Origin of the sequence: Chryseobacterium sp. 3008163, assembly GCF_003669035.1 — a bacterium.
Taxonomy (GTDB): Bacteria; Bacteroidota; Bacteroidia; order Flavobacteriales; family Weeksellaceae; genus Chryseobacterium.
This window is the reverse complement of the sequence record NZ_CP033070.1, coordinates 2,766,797-2,789,187: the sequence shown is the minus strand read 5'-3', so window position 1 is coordinate 2,789,187 and position 22,391 is coordinate 2,766,797. Positions and strand designations below refer to the sequence as shown.

Annotated in this window: 17 protein-coding genes, 1 pseudogene and 1 riboswitch; of the genes and pseudogenes, 7 read left to right on the top strand and 11 right to left on the bottom strand. The window is 34.9% G+C overall.

Annotated features, from left to right (window positions below):
• Positions 1 to 51: 51 nt before the first annotated feature.
• Complete coding sequence (locus EAG08_RS12705) at positions 52 to 1,002, bottom strand: LysR substrate-binding domain-containing protein (RefSeq protein ID WP_129535764.1); 951 nt, start codon at positions 1,000 to 1,002, stop codon at positions 52 to 54.
• A gap of 130 nt (positions 1,003 to 1,132) precedes the next feature.
• Between EAG08_RS12705 and EAG08_RS12700 the strand changes: the two genes are divergently transcribed.
• The 5 genes from EAG08_RS12700 (at position 1,133) to EAG08_RS12680 (ending at position 5,399) form a co-directional block, all read left to right on the top strand.
• Entirely contained in the window at positions 1,133 to 2,620 is a 1,488-nt protein-coding gene (locus EAG08_RS12700) for a catalase (protein ID WP_129535763.1), read from the top strand.
• Between the two features lie 99 nt (positions 2,621 to 2,719).
• Positions 2,720 to 3,487, top strand: coding sequence for an enoyl-CoA hydratase-related protein (locus EAG08_RS12695; RefSeq protein ID WP_129535762.1), 768 nt, complete (start codon positions 2,720 to 2,722; stop codon positions 3,485 to 3,487).
• A 33-nt stretch (positions 3,488 to 3,520) separates the two neighbouring features.
• Positions 3,521 to 3,952, top strand: a complete 432-nt coding sequence (locus EAG08_RS12690; protein ID WP_129535761.1) for a deoxycytidylate deaminase — start codon at positions 3,521 to 3,523, stop codon at positions 3,950 to 3,952.
• Between the two features lie 17 nt (positions 3,953 to 3,969).
• Positions 3,970 to 4,887: a site-specific tyrosine recombinase XerD gene (gene xerD / locus EAG08_RS12685; protein ID WP_129535760.1), complete on the top strand. Its 918-nt coding sequence runs from the start codon at positions 3,970 to 3,972 to the stop codon at positions 4,885 to 4,887.
• Entirely contained in the window at positions 4,884 to 5,399 is a 516-nt protein-coding gene (locus EAG08_RS12680) for an NUDIX hydrolase (RefSeq protein ID WP_129535759.1), read from the top strand. The genes xerD and EAG08_RS12680 overlap by 4 nt, the downstream gene beginning before the upstream one ends.
• Before the next feature lie 81 nt (positions 5,400 to 5,480).
• Here the strand turns inward: EAG08_RS12680 and EAG08_RS12675 are convergent, their stop codons facing one another.
• The 8 genes and pseudogenes from EAG08_RS12675 to EAG08_RS12640 all read right to left on the bottom strand — a co-directional run bounded on the left by EAG08_RS12675 (position 5,481) and on the right by EAG08_RS12640 (position 14,750).
• The gene (locus EAG08_RS12675) at positions 5,481 to 5,918 is read right to left on the bottom strand and encodes a heme-binding domain-containing protein (RefSeq protein ID WP_228446554.1); all 438 of its coding nucleotides are present in this window, start codon (positions 5,916 to 5,918) and stop codon (positions 5,481 to 5,483) included.
• 19 nt (positions 5,919 to 5,937) lie between these two features.
• Positions 5,938 to 7,701 carry an Ig-like domain-containing protein gene (locus EAG08_RS12670; protein WP_129535758.1) on the bottom strand — a complete coding sequence of 588 codons (1,764 nt, stop codon included), beginning with the start codon at positions 7,699 to 7,701 and terminating at the stop codon, positions 5,938 to 5,940.
• Positions 7,702 to 7,726: 25 nt separating this feature from the next.
• Positions 7,727 to 8,989: a serine hydrolase domain-containing protein gene (locus EAG08_RS12665; protein WP_129535757.1), complete on the bottom strand. Its 1,263-nt coding sequence runs from the start codon at positions 8,987 to 8,989 to the stop codon at positions 7,727 to 7,729.
• 93 nt (positions 8,990 to 9,082) lie between these two features.
• Positions 9,083 to 10,014, bottom strand: a pseudogene (locus tag EAG08_RS12660) (2-hydroxyacid dehydrogenase).
• Between the two features lie 117 nt (positions 10,015 to 10,131).
• On the bottom strand, positions 10,132 to 10,653 hold the full coding sequence (locus EAG08_RS12655; protein WP_129535756.1) for an acyl-CoA thioesterase: 522 nt from the start codon (positions 10,651 to 10,653) through the stop codon (positions 10,132 to 10,134).
• Positions 10,641 to 11,402 carry a hypothetical protein gene (locus tag EAG08_RS12650; protein WP_129535755.1) on the bottom strand — a complete coding sequence of 254 codons (762 nt, stop codon included), beginning with the start codon at positions 11,400 to 11,402 and terminating at the stop codon, positions 10,641 to 10,643. The genes EAG08_RS12655 and EAG08_RS12650 overlap by 13 nt, the downstream gene beginning before the upstream one ends.
• Positions 11,403 to 11,681: 279 nt before the next feature.
• Entirely contained in the window at positions 11,682 to 13,778 is a 2,097-nt protein-coding gene (locus EAG08_RS12645) for a TonB-dependent receptor (RefSeq protein ID WP_129535754.1), read from the bottom strand.
• Between the two features lie 82 nt (positions 13,779 to 13,860).
• A riboswitch (TPP riboswitch) is annotated at positions 13,861 to 13,954 on the bottom strand.
• A gap of 34 nt (positions 13,955 to 13,988) precedes the next feature.
• Positions 13,989 to 14,750, bottom strand: a complete 762-nt coding sequence (locus EAG08_RS12640) for a WG repeat-containing protein (protein ID WP_129535753.1) — start codon at positions 14,748 to 14,750, stop codon at positions 13,989 to 13,991.
• A gap of 395 nt (positions 14,751 to 15,145) precedes the next feature.
• Here EAG08_RS12640 and EAG08_RS12635 point away from each other — a divergent pair, with 395 nt between their 5' ends.
• Positions 15,146 to 17,926, top strand: a complete 2,781-nt coding sequence (locus EAG08_RS12635) for a bifunctional aconitate hydratase 2/2-methylisocitrate dehydratase (RefSeq protein ID WP_129535752.1) — start codon at positions 15,146 to 15,148, stop codon at positions 17,924 to 17,926.
• 311 nt (positions 17,927 to 18,237) lie between these two features.
• A complete protein-coding gene (locus EAG08_RS12630) occupies positions 18,238 to 20,505 on the top strand; it encodes an aconitate hydratase (protein ID WP_129535751.1) in 2,268 nt (755 codons plus the stop codon).
• A 49-nt stretch (positions 20,506 to 20,554) separates the two neighbouring features.
• Here EAG08_RS12630 and EAG08_RS12625 read toward each other — a convergent pair whose 3' ends face one another.
• Both EAG08_RS12625 and EAG08_RS12620 read right to left on the bottom strand, forming a co-directional pair.
• A complete protein-coding gene (locus tag EAG08_RS12625) occupies positions 20,555 to 21,238 on the bottom strand; it encodes a LytR/AlgR family response regulator transcription factor (RefSeq protein WP_129535750.1) in 684 nt (227 codons plus the stop codon).
• Positions 21,225 to 22,241, bottom strand: a complete 1,017-nt coding sequence (locus EAG08_RS12620; protein WP_129535749.1) for a sensor histidine kinase — start codon at positions 22,239 to 22,241, stop codon at positions 21,225 to 21,227. The genes EAG08_RS12625 and EAG08_RS12620 overlap by 14 nt, the downstream gene beginning before the upstream one ends.
• Positions 22,242 to 22,391: the final 150 nt, after the last annotated feature.

The following is a 22,391-nucleotide window of genomic DNA, read 5'->3' as shown; positions in this document are numbered from 1 at the left end:
TGGTATTTATACTTTTCTTGAAATTACTAGGTTACGTAAGCTTGAATAAGACTATTGAGGCTTGATGCTCACGTAATCTTTAGGATTTTCATTAAAATTCAGCTTTGTAGTCAACGAATCTTTAATGAAAATTTTCAATTCATCGATGATTTTTTGTTTGAAAGTTGGCTTGTAATAAATAATACTGATTTCTCTGTAAGGAAAAGGTTTTTTAAATCTGAAAACTTTATTTTTTTGTTCTTCAGATAACTGATTAAGAGCCAATTCAGGTAAAATACTGATTCCGCCAACTTTATCAACCATGTGAACCAAAGTCTGAATATTCGAAGCTAAAAACTCAAGATTTTTAGGCTTTAATCTGTTTTCCTTTAAATGGCAGATATTTTCAAATTGATTTCTCAAGCAGTTTCCTTCTTCCAAGAGCCAAACTTTTTCTACATTCAATTCGTCAGGAACGATAAATGTATTTTTCTTATTTACCTCAGTATCCGAACTGTAAATCATCAGTTCTTCATTAAATAAGAAATCCTGATAAAATTCGTTGGCATTATCGTAAGGTGTAGAAATAATTCCTGCATCTAATTCACCAGCTTTTAAAGCTTTGATAATATTATCAGTAGTCATTTCTTTCACATTCATCAGAATCTTAGGATTTTCTTCCAAAAAATGGAAAATTTCTGTTGGTAAGATAAATGATGAAACCGTTGGAATAATTCCCAAATTAATTGTTCCTCCTAAAATATTGTTTAATAAATTCGCTTTATTTCTAAGTTCATTTACCCCTTCAATAATAACTTTAGCCTGATCAATAATCTGTAATCCCACATCAGTAGTACGGATCGGGTGGGTCGTCCTGTCAAAAACCTTCACATCCAGCTCATCTTCAAACTTCTGTATCATTGCACTCAAAGTCGGTTGGGTTATAAAACAAGCCTGAGCAGCTTTACCAAAATGTTTATACTTATCGACAGCGATAAGATATTCCAATTGCTGAATGTTCATTTGATTAATATTATCTATGACAAAGATATGACGTTTTTAGCATAACCAATAAAAATTTCTACTAAATTTGATAATTATTAAGCTGAATACAGCTCTTAAAAAATGAAAAAATCAATCAAATTATAACTCTATGGATTCGAAAAAATTAACGTCAAGCAGCGGTGCTCCGTACTTTGAGCATCAGGATTCTCAAACTGTAGGCTCAAGAGGCCCAGTTTTGTTACAGGACTTTATTTTACAGGAAAATCTTGCTCACTTTGTAAGAGAAAGAATTCCTGAAAGGATTGTTCATGCGAAAGGTAGCGGCGCTTATGGAAAACTCACCGTTACTCATGACATTTCACAATACACAAAAGCAAAACTTTTCTCAAAAGTAGGAAATTCTTGTAAAATGTTTGCCCGCTTTTCAACCGTTGGTGGTGAAAAAGGAAGCGCAGACACCGCAAGAGATCCTCGTGGATTTGCTTTAAAATTCTACACAGAAGACGGAAATTGGGATTTAGTTGGAAACAACACTCCGGTTTTCTTTATTAAAGACGCTAAAAAATTTCCCGATTTTATTCACACTCAAAAGAGAGTTCCTAAAACGAACTTGAAAAGTGCAACAATGATGTGGGATTTTTGGAGCTTAAATCCGGAATCGCTTCATCAGGTTCTTATTTTAATGTCTGAAAGAGGTACGCCTTATGGCTATCGTCACATGCATGGTTTTGGATCTCACACTTTCTCAATGATTAATGAAAGCAATCAGAGAACTTGGGTGAAATTTCATTTTAAAACAAAACAAGGAATTAAAAACTTCACCAACGAAGAAGCTACAAAAATGGCAGGAGAAAATCCTGATTTTGCTCAGGAAGACCTTTGCAACGCAATCGATAACGGTGATTTCCCAAAATGGACGATGTACATCCAAGTAATGACTGAAGAGCAGGCAAAAGAATTCAGATGGAATCCTTTTGATGTTACAAAAGTATGGTCTCAGGCAGATTTCCCGTTAATTGAAGTGGGCGAAATGGAATTGAACGAAGTTCCTGTCAATTATTTTGCACATGTAGAGCAATCTACGTTCTCTCCTAGTAACTTAATAAACGGAATTAGTTTTTCACCAGACAAGATGCTTCAGGGAAGATTATTCTCATATCCCGATGCTCACAGATACAGAGTGGGGGTAAATGCACATCAATTGGAAGTAAACAGATGCCCTTTCGCAGTCAATAATTATCAAAGAGACGGATTTATGGCAGACTCCAGCGAATATCAGGATAAACCCAATTACCATCCTAACAGCTTTGACGATATTCAACCCGATGCATCATACAAGAATTTCGAATATGAGTTAGACAATAATCATGTTGCAAACTATAACCGTAACGAAAATGATGATGATCACTACACTCAACCCGGATTATTGTATACAAAAGCAATGAATCAGGAAGACAGAGATCGTTTGGTTCATAATATTATTGACAATATGAGCGGTATCGACGGACCGAAAAGAGATGAAATTATCAACCGCCAATTGTGTCATTTTTTCCGTGCAAACATTGAGCTTGGCATGAAAGTGGCTTCCGGTTTACACATCAATATTGATTCAAACATGATGAATCATTTAAAATAAACTATTATAAATAAAAGAAAAAGGGAAAAAATTAAACTTTTTCCCTTTTTTCTGCAAAATAATTTTTAATTTGCAGGTTATTAAAGATATAGACCGCTAATGAGCTACGAAAATATAATTTTGAGCAGAGAAGACAAGACTGCTATCATCACAATCAACAGACCTGAAAGCCTAAATGCATTGAATGCAAAGACAATAAAAGAAATCAGTTCTGCGCTAGATGAGTTAGCGTCTGACCATGAGGTAAGGGTTATTATATTGACAGGAAGCGGAGAAAAATCTTTCGTAGCAGGAGCAGATATTAAAGAATTCAGTGATTTTAATCAAGAAAAAGCTGAAGAGCTGGCAAGAAATGGGCAAAATATTCTTTTCAACAAAATTGAAAATTTATCAAAACCAGTAATTGCTGCTGTAAACGGATTCGCTTTGGGCGGAGGTTTAGAACTAGCGATGTCTTGCCACATTAGATATGCATCTGAAAATGCAAAATTGGGTCTTCCTGAAGTAACTTTAGGGTTGATTCCTGGATACGGAGGTACACAGAGACTTCCCAAACTAGTAGGAAAAGGGATAGCCAACGAGATGATTTTCTCAGCTAAAATGATTCCTGCGCAAAAAGCAAAAGAAATTGGACTTGTAAACGAAGTCTTCCCTATCGAAGAATTGTTGACCAAGACAAAAGAATTAGCAAAAACAATTGCGAATAATTCTCCAATGGCAATTTCTAGAGCAATACAAGCCACCAATCTGTCTGACACGGATAAAGGTTTTGAAACTGAAATTAAATATTTCGGAGAACTTTTTGAACTAGAAGACAAAAAAGAAGGAGTTTCTGCTTTCCTTGAAAAAAGAAAGCCAAACTTCTAATATACTTTATCACAAATTATTTCGAAAAAACCGATGCAGATGTATAATAAGTTTGACAAAGCTTATCTAAAAATGGCTCTTGAATGGGCAAAACTTTCCTACTGTGAAAGGAAACAAGTAGGAGCTCTTATCGTAAAAGATAGGATGATTATTTCAGATGGTTACAATGGTACCCCTTCTGGATCTGAGAACTGCTGTGAAGACGAAAACGGTAAAACACACTGGTACGTGCTGCACGCAGAAGCAAATGCGATTTTAAAACTAGCCGGTTCTAACCAATCAGCCAAGGGAGCAACTTTATACCTCACGCTATCCCCATGCAAAGATTGCAGCAAACTGATACTACAGGCTGGCATAGAAAAACTCGTATATATTAATGCGTATTCAGATAACGAAGGAATATCATTTTTACAAAGCCATGGTATTGAAATAATACAAGTTTCCGAAAATGAATTAAAAACTTAAAAAAAAAACACAACACAATGACTTGGGATGAAAAAATTAAAGATTTCGAAATTTTTCTAAGATTTGAAAGAAACTTTTCAGAAAACACACTAGACGCTTACGTTCGCGACATCAAAAAACTTAAAGATTACGCAGAAGAAGACCTTCAAAATGTTGGTCCTGACGTGATTGCGTATGAAAATCTTCAGGAGTACATTTTCACACTTTCTAAACAGAAATTCAGTGAAAGATCACAGGCAAGATGGATCTCTTCCATCAAAGCATTTTTCAGATTTCTTTTGGAAGACGAAATTCGTGAAGACAACCCTTCAGCATTGCTGGAAGGCCCAAAATTAGGTTTATATTTACCTGATACATTGAGTCTTTCAGATATCAACAAAATTATTGATGCTATTGAAATTCACACTGATCTTGGAAAAAGAAATCATTGCATCATCGAAGTTTTGTACGGCTGCGGAATTCGTGTTTCTGAATTGATCGATCTTAAAATATCCAATATCAATTTTAAAGAAAATTACATTAAAGTTGTAGGTAAAGGTAACAAAACGCGTTTTGTTCCTCTAGCAAGTTACACCGCAGACTTACTACAAAACTATATTAGTGAGGTACGTTCTGCCATTAAGATTAACAAGAAACATGAAGACACTTTGTTTTTAAATAGCAGAGGAACTTCTATGTCTCGTGTGATTGTATTTATTATCATTAAAGAACTTACTGACAAAGCTGGAATAAGCAAGAAAATATCACCGCATACTTTCAGACATTCATTTGCTACACATTTACTGCAAAACGGCGTAGACTTGCGCTACATACAGGAAATGCTAGGTCATTCGAGTATTACAACAACTGCAGTTTATACGCATCTGAAAACTGAAGAACTTCGTGATGTTATCTTAAACTTTCATCCGCGAAATAAGGCTAAACTTACTGAATGAAAATATTGAAATTTTGCCCAAACTGTGGCAAAGAATCATTGAATTGGGACCGCGAAAAAAAATGGAGCTGTCCCAATTGCAATTTCAATTTATACAATAACGTTGCAGGAGCTGTTGCCGTCGTAATAAGATGTGGCGACGAAATTTATCTTACCCGACGTAATCAGGAACCTAAAAAGGGAAAACTTGACCTCGCAGGTGGTTTTGTAGATCCAAAAGAAAGCGCAGAAAACACTTGCAAAAGAGAACTTTTTGAAGAACTTCAGTTAGAAATTGACATTACAAATCTAAAATATCTAACAAGCCTTCCAAATGTTTATCAGTATAAAGAAATTGATTACAACACCATTGATTTGTTTTATGAATACAATGTTTCAGAAAAATTTGAAGTTAATTTAGAACTCTCTGAAATTTCAGAAACTCAATGGATTCCTGTTTCGGAAATTAATCTTGATGATATTGCTTTTGATTCTCAGAAAATATTTTTTGAAGAATACTTAAAGAATTTTTAAGCTTAAAAATATTTCCCACACATTTTAAAACAACCAAAATTTTGGTAACCTTTTAAAATGTGTGGGATTTTTGTTTTTGGTCTAATAAGATTTAGACTTCAAAATTTCCTCGAAATAATTGATCAAAACAGTTCTTTCTGCTTCAGATAAATTAGCTTCGTCGTGATAGACAATATATGCGGGCATTGGCATTGATTTATTCTGAAGAGTCTGTACAGCATTTTTAAGCATATTTTCTTTCAAATCTTTGTTGTAAGTATTCCAGACTGAAAAATTGAGATGTTCTCTTCCTTCATTCACATGATCTTTCACTGACCACGAGAAAGGTGCTATGTAAGCATATTTAGGGTAAACTGTTTCGTTAGAATGACAATCATAACAAGCGTTTTTCAGTAATCCGACAACTTTTGAAGGTGATTTTTTAACTTCGATAAAGTTGACAGTACTATTTACAGGCTGATTGATCTTATCGGTGGGTATAAACTGAATCAGCGCAAAAGCCACCAGACTCCAGAACACTATTTTTTGAATGTTTCCATTATCTCGTAAGTTGTGGCGTTCTAGTTCTTGTACCTGACTGTGTAGGATTATTTAAAGTACCATTGTTATTATTAAAACTTGGCTGCAGTTGTTCCGTATCTTCATTATTCTTTTTAGGAGCTTCTTTTATGCCTTCAAAAGTTCTTTTATCATTGAGATCCCACTCTTCTTTAGACTCCCACAAAGGCCTTGCTACAACCATTTTATAATAGAGATATGAATCTTCTGCAAAAACTTGATTTACAAAATCGGCTTCATCCCAACGCTTATTGCCATTATTGTCAACCAAAATTCTTACGATGTAGTCGCCCGGTTTTACAATATCAAATTTAACAGCATTTCCGCTGGTGTATTTTTGGTAAACTGCCTTTTCTGATGTATCTAACAGCTGAATCCAATATTTTGTAGTGGGCGCATTGGTAAGTATAAAATTAAAACTTCCATAATTTTCAGCTTTATCTGCTTCAAAATCGAATCTTTTAGACTCAGCATTCTTTTCATAATAAGAAGAAACGGTGGTTTTAGGAATTGTCAACTGATATTTTTTCCCGGCAATAAAATCAGACTGAACTAAAATCTCGTAAGGATTTGACTCGGAAATTTTAGCTGTGAAATTCTGGGTGGTAAGACTGTCTACTTTTAAAGTCCATTTTTCTGGGCTTATCTTATCTACTACATAATTTGAAACTAACCTGAAATCGCTTTTGGGAGGAAGTATAGAACCGCCGATATTATTATCGACTGTCATTGTATTTTTTGCATTATACTTATAAAAAACCGATGTAGAATCTTTTCTCTCGTCTGCTTCATAAGCAAATTTGAGATTCTCAGTAACCGTTTGTCCGATATTACTTTTCACTGCATCAAACCAAATTCGTACAGAATCTGATTTTGGAATATGCGTTACTTTATAATCCTGAAGTTTTTCGTTTTTAGAAACAACTTTCACTTCACCCGGATTTCCTTCAAATGACATCAAAATACCACCCTGAATTTCTTTCAGTTCAGGTTTTTTGAATAGCTTTTTAGATGGATATAGTTTTAAATTTAAACCTGAAATCGACTTTTCTATGTTTATAGTATCTTTCTGGAAACCTATTTTTTCTTTCCCCGGATCGTAGATAGAATTACCGTTTTCATCGTCAAATGCTATGATTTTAAATTTACCCGGAGCTAGATAATTAAGCTCGTAATATCCGTCGTCATCTACCTTTGTGATATAGTAAGGTTTCTTTTTATAATCAATAGTGTCTTTCAACTGATATAAGCCGACAACCATTTTATTTTCGCTGCTGTTCTGTTTTTTGATGGTGAAAGCATCCTTCACTTCACCACTTATGTAAAGATCATCGAGTTTTTCGCCTGTAGAAAAAGCGAAATTAAAATATCTTAAAATATTAGATTCACTGTTATCTGCAATTGAATTTCCGAAATTAAAATTATACGTTGTGTTTGCCTGAAGCGTATCTGACCACTGAATGATTAAATATTTATTGGCAATATTTGAAGGCAAAATTCTTGTGATATTTTCGATAGGCGGAGAAATATTTAGATTTTTGCTCACATCTTTCAACGTAATGTATTCATTAAAATCTATTCTCAATTCTTTAATATCTCTTCTCACATTGACTCTGGTCGTGTCAATATTCGAACTTAAAAACTGTGGAGCCAAAGTATCTTTCGGCCCACCAACCGGCGAACCGACTCTTGCGCAAGAATGCACAAGAAAACTGACAATCAGTAAGAGAAGAATTCTTTTCATGAATATATTTGAGCAAAAATAAACATTATTCTCCAAAAACCTCAGTTCCGGTTTTCAAAGTATCCTGATTATCATTCATAATGTGATTCAGCTTATCTTTCTGAGGTGGAAAATCTTCGAATAACCCTGAAAGTGCCAAAGCAGAATACACCTTCCCTGAATATTTATTACCAATGGCAACGATGGTTACTTTAGACTTTAAAAGATGGGCAAACACCGAGTTAGTTCCGTGCCACCAGCCGTTGTGATACGTCAATTTTTCACCATTATCAAAAATTTTCATTCTGAATCCTAAGCCGTAATTATTTTGTCCTGCCTTTTCATTACTATAAGGTGCAAAAATCATCTCTTTCAATTCAGGTTTTAAAAAATCTTTTGAAAACATTGCTTTTGAAAAACTATACAGATCTCTTGGCGTGGTGTAAACATTTTTATCCCCATAAATTAGATCTAAACGATCCAAAGGATACAATCTGTTTCCTCCGTAATAAAATGATTGAGCCGCAGTCGGAATGTCTTTTTCCTGGAAAATATAACTGTTCGTCATTTTCAAAGGGGTAAAAACCATCTCCTGCATTGCTTGTGGAAAAGGTGTTTTCGTTACTTTCTCAATCAACAATGCAAGAAGTGCAAAGTTGGTATTACAATACATAAAACCAGTGTCGGTGTCTCTTGCCAATTCCGGTTTGTATTTGATGATCATATTCAGAACATCCTGATTGGTAATGTATTTTTTTGAAAGTTCCGCTGGAGCCGGCTGAATTTTTGTGATGAAATATTCGTATTTCGGAAGCCCGCTTCTTTGATCTAGTAAAGTCTGAACCGTCACGTTCGGATAAGGAAATCCGGGAAAATATTGCGTTAAATGATCTGATAATTTTATTTTTCCTGCCTCTATCAATTTCAGCATTGCCATTGCAGTCAAAGTTTTTGAAACTGAAGCTACATGCAGAGGAGTATTTTTATCAATAGGCATTTGATTACCTTCTCTCGCAAAACCTCTGTAGTTTTCAAAGAGAATATCATTTCCTTTTGCAATCAGAATTCCGCCGCTTAGGTCGCTTCCTTCCCAAACTTTTTTATAATATTGATCGATATAATTAACAATAAAGTCTTTGTTTGAAAGAATAGCATCTTCCGGAGAAAATACTTTCCCCAAATCTACATTTCCGTAATTGGGCAGATTTGTGGTGTTTTCTGAGACAGACTCTTGGTTTTCGGATTTGTTTTTACAGGAAAAAAGGAATAAAAATAAGGTTGTAACAAGTACAAAAGTAAGCTTCTTCATGAGTTTCAAAAATGAGTGGCAATTTAATAAAACTCAAAATGAATCGTGAAAAATCATTGTAAATTGTGAATTATTTAACATAATCCGAATTGCTTAATTCGAATAAGAAGCTAAAATTTTATCAACAATTACCTGAGCTAATTTTTGTTTGCTCTGATGCGTCCAGCCAGCAATATGAGGCGTCACAATGGCTTTTTCAGAGTTTAAAAGGTATTTTAAATCTTCATTTTCTGTTTCCAGATTTTCGAATGAAGCCTTTTCATATTCCAAAACATCAAGGCAAGCTCCTTTTACCTTTCCTGATTTTAAAGCTTTAACTAAACTTTCCGTTTCTACATTCTTTCCTCTTGCTGTATTGACAATGTAGAAATCATTTTTCATCTCAGAAATAAATTCAGCATCCACTAAATAATTTGTTGAATCTGTCAAAGGAATATGCAGGCTCAAAACCTCAGCATTTTCTTTCAATTCTTCTAAAGAAACCTGCGTCGCAAATTCATCTGAAAGACTAGGAAGAATATCATGAAAAATTACTTTGCACCCGAAACCCGAAAGTCTTTTGGCAGTTGCTTTCCCCATATTTCCATAACCAATCAACCCGACAGTTTTCCCGAGTAATTCGTCACCACGGTTTTCTTCACGCAGCCAGATTCCGTTTTTCACTTCGTTTGAGGCAATGAAAAGTCGGTTCATTAAAATCAATAACATTCCGACAACATGTTCGGCAACAGAATCTCTGTTTCCTTCAGGAGAATTGATCAGTTGAATTCCTAATTTTTCAGCAACAGGAATATCAATATTTTCCATTCCCGCTCCTACTCTGGCGATGAATTTAAGGTTTTTTGCTTTCTCTAAAAAGTTTTGGTCTAAAGGAATTCTGCTTCTGATGATGATCCCTTCATAATTTTCAATTTTATAGCAAACCTCATTGTAAGAAGACGTAAAATCTTCTTCCAAAATAAAGTTTTTTCTAAAAGTTGTTCGGTGATGAGCGGGTGATTTTTATCTAAAAGGAGAATCTTCATTTTTTTTAAAATTAACTATTGATATTTTACCTTAAAATTCTACGACTCTGCTCAGAATGATTTTTTATATTTTATCAAGCTAAGCAGAGTCGTAGATTTACTATTAATTTATTTATTTTAAGAAGGATCTTGAAATAATTTCTTAAGTTCCACAGATTCTGATGGCTTCATTCTTCCTGAAAGAATTAGAGAAAGCTCTTTTCTTCTTAACGCGGCATCGAATCTTTCCACTTCAAGCTCCGTCTCAGGTTCCATTGCAGGAATCGGAATGGGTCTATTAAACTCATCCACCGCCACGAAAGTGTAAATTCCTTTATTGGTCTGAATTTTTTTGTGATTAATTGGATCATCCAACCAAACATCAACATAAATTTCCATTGATGTTGAGAATGCACGCGAAACTTTAGATTCCATCACAACGATTCCTCCTTCCGGAATCGGATGGTCAAATGAAACGTGGTTTACAGAAGCTGTTACTACTCTTCTTTCGCAATGTCTGGTTGCTGAGATGGAAGCACAACGATCCATTCTTGCCAATAATTCGCCTCCGAAAAGATTTCTCAACTGATTGGTATCATTGGGAAGTACGATATTGGTCATCACCGTCAGAGATTCTGACGCTTTTTTTATTTTTGCCATCTTGATTTTCTTTTTTGGGAGCTTGGTTTCCAAGTTTTTGCAGCTTGTTTTATTGAATCTTTTCTTAAAGAATCTGCCTTAAAAACTTTTAAAGAATCTGCTTTTTTTATCTGAACTGAATCAATTTTTACCGAAATTTTCTTTTCAATCCTTTTCGTTTTGGTCTGTACCGAAACATTATCAAAAGATTTTTTTCCGAAAATCAATTCCTGCTGGGTGTATGCTAAATACAACATTCCTAAAACCGGAACGATGAACAAGAAAATCCAAAGGATTGATTTATTGAATTTGTAATCTTTCTCTATATTTTTAGGCGTTTCAAAAGTCTCACCTTTGTTAATATCTGAAAAGTGGATTTCTTCTAAACCATAAAAATCGGGATGATCAGATTCTAAACGGTTTCCTTTAAAATGAAGCTGTCCGTCTTCGATGAAAATAGTTCCAAGATCTTGAATCTCCAAAACCTGTTCTGCCTGCAATTTCTTTTTCCAAAAATCAGTTTGAATCTGCAATTCGTTTTCTGCTGCTTCTTTTGAAACCGCTTTCTGACTGCTGATAAACTGCACCAAATCATCAGATAAAACCTGATAATCAGAATGAAACGCAATTTTGGTGGAGGGCGGAAGGATGCTTCCGTTTTCTGAGTTGAGGACTGCTTTAGAATTTTCCAGAGAAAATACACCAAACTTCGGAATGGTGGCCGTTCCAAATTGTTTCAAATAGTCTAAAATGTAAGCTGAAATATTCATTTGACGGCAAATTTATAACTTTTCCGTGACTTTTTCAGAGATTTCTTTGCAATATAAACGATCGAATGCTTCCCACGGATCACACAGATCTACACAGATTTTTTTCAAATAAGCTTAAAATTTATCATACCTCAACCGTTTGATCTGTGAAAATCTGTGAAATCTGTGGGAATAGCTTTTGTTATTTAGTTTAAAACAAAAAGACTGCCGAAGCAGTCTTCAAAAATTTAATCTGAACTTTACTGAAAATATAATGACATGAAATGGTGTTTAATTTTATTACTGAATTTTCCAGCTGATCCCAAACATGAAATTGGCTCCTGCCTGAGAATAATAATATGGTTCACCATACCAAACAGCTCCGTTGTTAACATATTTTTTATCGAATAAATTATTGACTAATAACTTTAAAGCGATATCATTTTTAGCTATTTTAAAATGATATTGTGCATTAAAATCGGTTAGAAAATAATCTTTTAGCTGTAGATTTTTATCTTCTGTATTGTCTAAATACTGCTTTCCAACATATTGATTCATCAAAGCAAACTCGAAGTTTTTATTGGGCGTAAATCTCAATCCTAAATTCGCAATGACATTGGGTGAAAAAGAAATTTCCGTGTTGCCCAATTCTCTTACGACATCGTCGTTTTCTATATTAAAATCAAGGTTTCTGTTTTGGCTTAAACTTACATTTCCTGAGATTTCCCATTGTTTAGAAAGTTTCGCCAAAGCACCCAACTCAACTCCTCTTCTGTAACTTTCACCGGAATTGGTTCTGATAAAAGCACCGACATTATTCAACTCGCCGTTTAAAACCAACTGATTCACATAATACATATAATATAAATTGGCAGTCAATGACACAATTCCGAACTGTTTTTCTAAACCTGCTTCAAAATCATGCAACTTTTCAGATTTTACATCAGGATTTGCAAAAATGTCGTCACGGTTGGGCTCGCGTTGTGCGTGAGCATAAGAAAGGAAAACTTTGCCATTCCCTATTCTGTAATTAACACCGGCTTTCGGATTAAAGAACAACCAATTACGCTTAACATCTGCACCCTCTCCGTCTCCTGCAGCTAAAATTTTTGTGTCGTAATCGATATTTCTTAATTGTAAATCTCCAAAAAATTCGAAATCATTTACTTTAATCAAAGCTTTAGCAAAACCTGCAATTTCGTTTTTCACAGAGCGGTTTCTGTAATACTCATGTTCATCAATTTGTGGAAAGTAAACTCCTGTTACATTTCCGAAATGCCTTCCGTAATATTGATTGGCAACTACTCCTACATTTACATCTAACTTCTCGAACTTTCCATATAAAGTAGAAACTACTCCGTAAAAATCATTATCTAACCATTTTTTTCTGATAAAATCTGTGATTTCTACTGGAGAACCGCCTACAATAGGTATTGGCAGATTATAATTTGAGTAATGAGTACCCTTTGCATCAGTTTCGTCAACTCTTTTATAGTTTTCGTAATATCCTTTTCCTCTGGTATAATGAAGAGTCGTTTCTAAATTCCATTTGTCATTGAATCTTTGTTCCCATAAAAGTTGATAATGATTTTGTCTGTAGTTGTCGGTTTCATTATCGTAGAATTTATCTTCACCCGTAAACAAATCTGTGTACATTCCCGAATAATTAAATCTAGGATTGGTTTCCCAAGTTTGTCTGTCGATTCCGTTCCAGGCTTGGTAGGTTTTTTCTTTTCCACCAAATGCCATCAGACGAAGTTTCGTTTTTCCTTCTTCAAACAAAGCCATGAAATTGTATGAATGCAAATCTGAGGAAGCCCTGTCGATATATCCGTCAGAATGAATATTAGTATATCTTCCCATCACAGAAAGACGGTCTTTCCAGAATTTACCTGAACCTACCTCAGCAGAATATTTGTATGTATTAAATGAACCGTAGCTGTCATCTGTTTTAAAATAAAACTTTTCTTCAGGCTCTTTAGAAATCACATTGATACTTGCCCCAAAAGCCGAAACTCCGTTGTTGGAAGTTCCCACACCTCTTTGTATTACAATCTGAGACGCTGAACTCGTTAAATCCGGAACGTTGACAAAGAAAGTTCCCTGACTTTCAGAATCGTTGAACGGAACACCATTCATCATCACGTTAATTCCTCTTCCTGCAACCCCACGAATTCTAAAACCCGTGTATCCAACGCCATTTCCAGCATCAGAAGTAGAGATAATTGAGGTTTGGTTTTTTAAGAGAATCGGTAAATCCTGCCCAAGGTTTCTGCCGTCTAAATCCTTCTGTACATTGATGATTTCCTTGGCAACCGGCAACCTTTTGGTAAAGTTGACAGCTTCGATTTCTCTGACTTTCAGAGAATCTGTATTCTGAGTTTGTGCAAAACCCATAGAACTTGCGGTAAGTCCTAAAAAATAAATCCTTTCATTCTTATAAATTTTTAAAATTTAATGGAATAAAAGGGGATCGATAAGATATTATGATACAACATCCCTAAACAGCATTACCCGTTCCAGGTTCATTGGGTATAATCTCAGCCCCCATTGGAGCACCCCTTTAATTTCAGCGCAAAATTACAAAAATTTGATGATGTTGCAAATTTAATAGGCTTTGTTATTAGAATCAATATAATAATAGGTTTTATCGTCTTTGGTTACTTCAAACATTTTCCCCAATTTCCAGCTGTAGTTTCGTTTGATATCAGCATATTCAAATGGAATAATAATATTATTGTTGACATCGATGATGCCAAATTTGTCCTTATGAGAAGCCACAATCATAGGATTTGACAAATCATCTCCTTCTAAAATATGTAAATATTCATATTTGGGATAAATTTTAAAATGTGAGCGGTCAGAGGGGTTACTGAACTTCGAATCTTCTATAATTCCATAAGAACCATTTAAAATATAAGCATGGAAAAGTTGTTTTTTAAATTCAGTCTGACATTTTCCCAAATCTGCATTTTTAAATTGGTATAATCTCTTTCCAGCCTGATTGATTCTGTATGAAATACCGTTCTTTTCAACTGTGGCAAAATGAGCTGTACCAAATTTCTTGGCTTTGGGGTTGGGTGAATTTAAAAGATTGCAATCTTCAGCAAAAAACATGGCGATGTGGTATTCAGGAGCGATAACTAATTTCCCTTTTTGATTGACATATCCAAAATTACCATTTAATCTTTGCGGAATTAACAACGGAACATTTTCATTAATAACAACCAAATTACTCTCAGGTTTTTTCTTAACAATCTGTTTTACCGGATTCTTCTTAGTAACTAACTTATTATTTTTCAAAACCTTAGACTGAGCAACGAAACTCATCGATAAAAGAATAAAAATAACATTGAAAATTTTCTTCATGACTGTTTGTGTTCAAAATATCTGCCAAAAATAGAAAATATAAAACACATATTTATACAGAATCTAAATAATTTAGACCAAAAAAATATTAAAATTCCGTATTTTTGGGAACATTTTTAAATGTTTGATAATTTTAAAACGTTTTTAAGCCACAACATTTGATTGCAACACATCAAAAGCCACCAAACGTTTTATCCGAAAAGAGTTTTTGCGGCGAGACAGATTGCAGGTAAACCACTTACATTTTCAGAGGAAGTCCTTTTACTATTTATCCATCGGGACAGATTATTATCTCACATTTTTAGAAATGGTGTAGATCATACAGCTTGCTTCTGTACTTTCAGATGACAACTATTCAATATCTACCTTTAATTTTTTAAAAAGAACTTCTATTTATGAATATTTATCAGGATTACATCCAAGAGATTGAAGAAAGAAAAATTCAGGGTCTTCACCCAAAACCAATTGATGGTGCAGAACTTTTAAGCGCAATCATTGCACAAATTAAAGATACTAATAACGAATACAGAGCAGATTCTCTGAAATTCTTTATCTACAACAGTTTACCGGGTACAACACCTGCTGCAGTTGTGAAAGCTCAGTTTTTAAAAGAAATCATTTTAGGTGAATCCGTATTAGAAGAAATAACTCCTGCTTTTGCATTCGAGTTATTATCTCACATGAAAGGAGGTCCTTCAATCAAAGTATTGTTGGATTTAGCTTTAGGTAACGATGCTAATATTGCTAAAGAAGCTGCAAACGTTCTAAAAACTCAGGTTTTCCTTTACGAAGCTGACACGGATCGTTTAAAAGAAGCATTCCACAACGGTAACGAAATTGCAAAAGAACTTATTGAAAGTTATGCACAGGCTGAATTCTTCACAAAACTTCCTGAAGCTCCTGAAGAAATCAAAGTAGTTACCTATATTGCTGGTGAAGGTGATATCTCGACAGATTTATTATCTCCTGGAAATCAGGCGCACTCAAGATCAGACCGTGAACTTCACGGAAAGTGCATGATGACTCCGGAAGCTCAAGAGGAAATTAAAGCTTTGCAGGCACAACATCCTGACAAAAGCGTGATGTTGATCGCTGAAAAAGGAACGATGGGAGTTGGCTCATCAAGAATGTCTGGTGTAAACAACGTGGCACTTTGGACAGGTAAACAAGCGAGTCCTTATATTCCATTTGTGAATTTCGCACCAATTGTTGGTGGAACAAACGGGATTTCTCCGATTTTCTTAACGACTGTTGACGTAACTGGTGGAATCGGTATCGACCTTCAAAACTGGGTGAAAAAACTGGATGCAGAAGGTAATGTTATCCGTAATGAGAACAATGAACCCATTCTTGAAGAAGTTTATTCTGTAGCTACAGGAACTGTTCTTACCATTAACACAAAGACTAAAAAATTATACAACGGCGATCAGGAATTGAAAGATATTTCTAAGTCATTCACGCCGCAAAAGATGGAATTCATCAAAGCTGGCGGATCTTACGCAATTGTCTTTGGTAAAAAATTACAAACTTGGGCTTCAGGAATTTTAGGAATTGAAATCCCTACCGTTTATGCACCATCTAAAGAAATCACTAAAGAAGGTGTAGGCCTTTCTGCTGTTGAAAAAATATTTAACAAAAACGCAGTTGGTTTAGCTCCAGGAAAAGTATTGCACGCTGGTTCAGACGTAAGAGTTGAAGTTAATATCGTTGGCTCACAAGATACAACTGGTTTGATGACTGCACAGGAATTGGAATCAATGGCTGCAACAGTTATTTCTCCAATCGTTGACGGTGCTTACCAATCAGGTTGTCACACTGCTTCGGTTTGGGACAAAAAAGCGCAGGCAAACATTCCTAGATTGATGAAATTTATGAATGATTTCGGTTTGATCACTGCTCGTGACCCGAAAGGCGAATATCACGCTATGACAGACGTGATTCATAAAGTACTTAATGATATTACGATTGACGAATGGGCAATCATCATTGGTGGAGATTCTCACACAAGAATGTCCAAAGGTGTTGCTTTTGGAGCCGACTCTGGAACTGTAGCTTTAGCTTTGGCAACTGGAGAAGCATCTATGCCGATTCCGGAATCTGTTAAAGTAACTTTCAAAGGTGATATGAAACATCATATGGATTTCCGTGATGTGGTTCATGCAACTCAATTGCAAATGTTGCAGCAGTTTGGAGGAGAGAATGTTTTCCAGGGTAGAATCATTGAAGTTCACATCGGAACACTTCCTGCTGATCAGGCATTTACATTTACTGACTGGACTGCAGAAATGAAAGCAAAAGCTTCGATCTGTATTTCTGAAGACGATACTTTGATTGAATCATTGGAAATTGCAAAAAGCAGAATCCAGATCATGATCGATAAAGGAATGGATAACCACAATCAGGTTCTTCAGGGATTAATCAACAAAGCAAACAAGAGAATCACAGAAATTAAATCTGGTGAAAAACCAGCGTTAACTCCGGATTCAAATGCTAGTTATTATGCAGAAGTAGTTGTTGATCTTGACATTATTGTTGAGCCAATGATTGCTGACCCAGATGTAAACAACGAAGATGTTTCTAAAAGATATACTCACGACACCATCAGAGATTTGACTTATTATGGAGGTGACAAAAAAGTAGACCTTGGTTTTGTAGGATCTTGTATGGTTCACAAAGGCGATTTGAAAATCGTTTCTCAAATGCTAAGAAATATCGAAAAAAGAGACGGTAAAGTTGAGTTCCTTGCACCACTTGTTGTTGCAGCCCCGACTTATAACATCATCGATGAATTAAAAGCTGAAGGTGATTGGGAATTATTGGAGAAATATTCAGGTTTTGAATTTGACGATAATGCTCCAAAAGGCGCTGCACGTGTTGAGTACAAAAACATGATGTATCTTGAGCGTCCAGGTTGTAACCTTTGTATGGGTAACCAAGAAAAAGCTGAAAAAGGAGATACTGTTTTAGCAACTTCTACGAGACTTTTCCAAGGAAGAGTGGTTGAAGATTCTGAACGTAAAAAAGGAGAATCTTTATTGGCTTCAACACCAGTTGTCGTACTTTCTGCCATTATGGGAAGAATTCCAAGCATTAAAGAATACAAAGCAGCAGTTGAAGGTATTGACTTGACTACTTTTGTACCATCTATCAAGGAATTGGTTACCGTTGGTCACTAATAGATTTTAAGTTTTAGTCGAAAGACTTTTTTAAATATAAAATGGAAGATTTCTTTTTGAAGTCTTCCATTTTTTTGTTTAGAACGTTTCCATTTAAGCCTCATCTTATTTATTTTATCTTAAATCAATAACCGAAATTTTATTTTTCCTTAACTTGATAGTTAGAAATAATCTCAGTCATTCATCACATTTATCCCTTTTCTAGATTGGAGGAACAGTATTTGATGAATAATACACGATTATAATTTTCTGCTTTATATTTTATTTAAAGAACAGAAGATTTATTGAAAACAGAAAAATTAAATTAAGATATGACTTTCGACATTGACATGATCAAAAAAGTGTACGAACGTTATCCTGAACGTATTGCAGCAGCAAGACAGATTACAGGAAAACCATTAACACTTTCAGAAAAAATTCTTTACACACACTTGTGGGAAGGAAACGCAACAAAAGAACATGAAAGAGGAAATTCTTACGTAGATTTCGCTCCAGACAGAGTTGCCATGCAGGATGCAACAGCTCAGATGGCTCTTTTACAATTTATGCAGGCAGGAAAACCTAAAGTGGCCGTTCCTTCAACTGCTCACGCCGATCACCTGATTCAGGCAAGAGTAGGTGCAGAATCAGATTTACAGGAAGGAATCAATAAGAACTCTGAGGTTTTCAACTTCTTGGGTTCTGTTTGTGATAAATACGGAATCGGTTTCTGGAAACCGGGAGCCGGAATTATCCATCAAGTTGTTTTAGAAAATTACGCATTTCCCGGAGGAATGATGATCGGAACTGACTCTCATACGGTTAACGCAGGAGGTTTAGGAATGGTTGCCATCGGAGTTGGTGGTGCAGATGCTGTAGACGTAATGGCAGGAATGGCTTGGGAGCTTAAAATGCCAAAATTAATCGGTGTAAAATTAACCGGTAAAATGTCTGGCTGGACTTCAGCAAAAGACGTTATCCTAAAAGTTGCCGGAATTCTTACCGTAAAAGGTGGAACCGGATGCATCGTAGAATACTTCGGGGACGGTGCTATTTCTTTATCCGCAACAGGAAAAGGAACTATCTGTAACATGGGAGCCGAAATTGGTGCGACCACTTCTACTTTCGGATACGACGATTCTATGAGAAGATATTTGGCTTCTACCGGAAGACAGGATGTTGTAGACGCTGCCGATAAAGTAGCTGAACACTTAACAGGTGATGCAGAAGTGTATGCAAACCCGGAACAATATTTCGATCAGGTCATTGAAATTAATCTTTCAGAATTAGCTCCTCACTTGAACGGACCATTTACTCCAGATTTGGCAACTCCCGTTTCTGAATTTAAAGCGAAAGCTGAAGCAAACGGATGGCCAATTGAAGTTGAATGGGCATTGATCGGATCTTGTACCAATTCTTCTTATGAAGATTTATCGAGAGCCGCTTCCATTGTTGAAGATGCCGTAGCAAAAGGTGTTAAACCTAAAGCGATTTTAGGAATTAATCCAGGTTCTGAGCAGGTGAAATTTACTGCAGAAAGAGACGGATTTTTAGATTCTTTCAGAAAATTTGAAAACGCAAGAATCTTTACCAATGCTTGCGGACCTTGTATCGGACAATGGGACAGAGAAGGTGCTGATAAAGGCGAGAAAAACTCGATCATTCACTCTTTCAACAGAAACTTCGCAAAAAGAGCAGACGGAAACCCGAACACTCATGCTTTCGTAGCTTCACCAGAAATGGTAGCAGCAATTGCAATTTCAGGAAGATTAGATTTTAACCCAATTACAGATACATTAACCGCTGAAAACGGAGAACAGATCAAATTAAACGAGCCTCAAGGTTTTGAATTACCTGAAAAAGGATTTGCTGTTGATGACAATGGTTATCAAGCACCTTCGGCAGATGGTTCTAGCGTAGAAGTAAAGGTAAGTCCTACTTCTGACAGACTTCAGTTATTGGAAGAATTCCCGGCTTGGGATGGTAAAAACATTACAGGAGCGAGAGTTTTAATTAAAGCTTTTGGAAAATGTACTACGGATCATATTTCTATGGCAGGACCATGGTTGAAATACAGAGGACATTTAGATAATATCTCAAACAACATGTTGATTGGTGCTGTAAATGCGTATAACATGGAAACCAACAAAGTAAAAAACCAGTTAGATGGTGCTTATGGTGAAGTTCCTGCCGTACAAAGAGCTTACAAAGCTGCGGGAATTCCTTCAATTGTTGTGGGAGATCAGAACTACGGTGAAGGTTCTTCAAGAGAGCACGCTGCTATGGAGCCGAGACATCTTGGTGTAAAAGCTGTTTTGGTAAAATCATTTGCAAGAATCCACGAAACGAACCTTAAAAAACAAGGAATGTTGGGATTAACGTTTGCTGATGAAGCAGATTATGATAAAATTCAGGAAGATGACGTGGTTAATTTCTTAGATTTAGATCAGTTTGCTCCGGGAAAACAATTGACTTTAGAATTCATTCATACAGATTCGACGAAAGATATTATTTTGGCAAATCATACGTATAATGATCAACAGATTGATTGGTTTAAGGCAGGTTCTGCTTTGAACTTAATCAAACAACAGGAAAACTAAAATTTCTGTTACATATAATGAAAGCAACTTCAAATTTGGAGTTGCTTTTTTATTTCAGTTTTTCCAAAAGATTTGATTTGTACATATCTCCGATTGGAACTTCGTGCCCTGAATTGAGAATGATCTTTTTTGAACCTAAACTTTTTATTTCATTTAAATTTAAAATAAAAGATTTGTGCACTCTTATAAAATTTTCAGGAAGCTGATTTTCTAGAGATTTTAAAGTTTCTAAAACAATGTATTCCTGAGCTTCGGTTTTGATGTTGACATAATCTTTGATACTTTCTACATATAGAATTTCATTAAAATTAATACGATGCTGTTGACCTGAAGATTTTACGAAAAAATGATTCACTTCTTTTGTTTCTTCTAAAGGAAAACGTTCCTGAGCTTTCAGGACACTTTTATTGAATCGGTCGAAAGAAATCGGTTTTAAAAGATAATCAACCACATTGTGCTCATAGCCTTCCAAAGCATATTCTGAATACGCAGTTGTGAGAATGTATTTCATTTTATCGCCTACAATTTTCATGAAATTAATTCCCGTCAGCTCCGGCATCTGAATATCTAAAAACACAAGATCAGCTTCATTTTTCTGAATAAATTCTAAAGCTTCAATAGGATTTTCTGAAGAGAAAACAAGTTCAAGAAATGGAATTTTCTCTACATAATTTCCGAGAAGGGAAACAGCAAGCGGCTCGTCGTCTACAATAATGCATTTAATTTTCTTCATTCTTCAAATCAATCTTTAAATCTACTGTAAAATCTGTTTCTGTTTCTGTAATTTTCAGTTCATATTTTTTAGGATACAAAATTTCAAGTCTTTTTTTGACATTCTGAATTCCGATTCCGGAAACTATGTCTTTCATTTTCTCTTTTTTAAAATTTAAAAGATAAAAATGCAGAATTTTATTCTCATCGGAAATTTTCATTTCAAAACCTTTATTTCTAAAATCACCATGCTTAAAAGCATTTTCAACAAACGGAATTAAAATCATAGGCGAAATATTCAGCATTGGATGATTTAGTTTTTTTTCAACATTCAATAATTCAGGATTTTTGATTCTTAGTTTTTCTAAAGCTATTAAACTGTCGAGATAGCCGATTTCTTTATCTAAAGTAATAAAATCTTTCTCAAGATCTTTTGTGCTGTATCTTAATAATTGCCCTAATTCTTCAATTGCAGGCAACGCTTTATCTGAATTCTGGTAAACTAGAGAATAAATATTATTTAAAGTATTAAAGATAAAATGCGGATTGATTTGAGTTTTCAAAGCCTGCAATTCAGCATTTTTCTTAGCCTTCACCAATTCCGTTTTTTCTACTTCTGTTTTTATAAAATATCTGAAAAACCAAAACGTAGTACTTATAAAAATTGTTGTGCTGCTGTAAAAAATATTATCAAAATAATAATAAATAAACTGTGTTTCTTCTGCGTAATTTCTAACCCCGAAAAAGGTTGGTAAAAGCCATTCTTCCATAAAATATCGGACACCGACAAAACAACTTGCACTTAGGAAAAACACAATCACCGATTTATAAATTTTATTTCCGTCAAAAAACTTAGGAACGACCACAAAATAATTTACATAGAAACAAATGATGCTTGTGATAAAGAAAGTAATATTAAAGACAGTAGCCCTGGAATCAAAAACAAAATAAGGAATAAGAACTGAGCCGATGATATAAATCGTCCAAAAGAAAATATGCAGATAAAGAAGTTTATTGATTTTCATAGAACAAAAATAGATTTTCTCTGAAATTTCTTATCCATTTTTCGATAAACAATTCATTTTTCCCGATGAAAAATATTTCATACCATTCTATTTTCGGTTCGTCGAAACGCTATTACTTCAAATTACATTAGACAGTAATTTTGTCAAAAA

Bases quoted from the DNA above. Each gene is read 5' to 3' on its own strand.
- EAG08_RS12705 (WP_129535764.1), bottom strand. From the start codon at position 1,002: ATGAACATTCAGCAATTGGAATATCTTATCGCTGTCGATAAGTATAAA.
- EAG08_RS12700 (WP_129535763.1), top strand. From the start codon at position 1,133: ATGGATTCGAAAAAATTAACGTCAAGCAGCGGTGCTCCGTACTTTGAG.
- EAG08_RS12695 (WP_129535762.1), top strand. From the start codon at position 2,720: ATGAGCTACGAAAATATAATTTTGAGCAGAGAAGACAAGACTGCTATC.
- EAG08_RS12690 (WP_129535761.1), top strand. From the start codon at position 3,521: ATGCAGATGTATAATAAGTTTGACAAAGCTTATCTAAAAATGGCTCTT.
- xerD (WP_129535760.1), top strand. From the start codon at position 3,970: ATGACTTGGGATGAAAAAATTAAAGATTTCGAAATTTTTCTAAGATTT.
- EAG08_RS12680 (WP_129535759.1), top strand. From the start codon at position 4,884: ATGAAAATATTGAAATTTTGCCCAAACTGTGGCAAAGAATCATTGAAT.
- EAG08_RS12670 (WP_129535758.1), bottom strand. From the start codon at position 7,701: ATGAAAAGAATTCTTCTCTTACTGATTGTCAGTTTTCTTGTGCATTCT.
- EAG08_RS12665 (WP_129535757.1), bottom strand. From the start codon at position 8,989: ATGAAGAAGCTTACTTTTGTACTTGTTACAACCTTATTTTTATTCCTT.
- EAG08_RS12655 (WP_129535756.1), bottom strand. From the start codon at position 10,653: ATGGCAAAAATAAAAAAAGCGTCAGAATCTCTGACGGTGATGACCAAT.
- EAG08_RS12650 (WP_129535755.1), bottom strand. From the start codon at position 11,402: ATGAATATTTCAGCTTACATTTTAGACTATTTGAAACAATTTGGAACG.
- EAG08_RS12645 (WP_129535754.1), bottom strand. From the start codon at position 13,778: ATGGGTTTTGCACAAACTCAGAATACAGATTCTCTGAAAGTCAGAGAA.
- EAG08_RS12640 (WP_129535753.1), bottom strand. From the start codon at position 14,750: ATGAAGAAAATTTTCAATGTTATTTTTATTCTTTTATCGATGAGTTTC.
- EAG08_RS12635 (WP_129535752.1), top strand. From the start codon at position 15,146: ATGAATATTTATCAGGATTACATCCAAGAGATTGAAGAAAGAAAAATT.
- EAG08_RS12630 (WP_129535751.1), top strand. From the start codon at position 18,238: ATGACTTTCGACATTGACATGATCAAAAAAGTGTACGAACGTTATCCT.
- EAG08_RS12625 (WP_129535750.1), bottom strand. From the start codon at position 21,238: ATGAAGAAAATTAAATGCATTATTGTAGACGACGAGCCGCTTGCTGTT.
- EAG08_RS12620 (WP_129535749.1), bottom strand. From the start codon at position 22,241: ATGAAAATCAATAAACTTCTTTATCTGCATATTTTCTTTTGGACGATT.